Annotated in this window: 1 pseudogene; it reads right to left on the minus strand. The window is 55.7% G+C overall.

Annotated features, from left to right (window positions below):
• A pseudogene (locus FDX22_RS12420) lies at positions 1 to 212 on the minus strand (lipopolysaccharide heptosyltransferase 1); the annotation flags it as partial.

Raw genomic sequence — 212 nt, forward strand, 5'->3', positions numbered from 1 at the left:
AAACGCACCGCCTCGCGAAAAGCTTTGCGCTCAGCTTTAATGGGGGCGGAAAACCAGGCTTTACGCCAGCGGCGAATCGCCACCGGGATCACACGGTCAACGGTCGGATGCCAGGAGGGGATTTGAGCAAACCCTTCTTCCACTACCCAATCAAACTGAATATCCGCAATGGCCTGCTGCGCATCTGTTAATGCGGGCAACGTATGCAGTAC

It is taken from the genome of Citrobacter sp. TBCS-14, assembly GCF_005280805.1.
Classification (GTDB): Bacteria; Pseudomonadota; Gammaproteobacteria; order Enterobacterales; family Enterobacteriaceae; genus Citrobacter; species Citrobacter gillenii.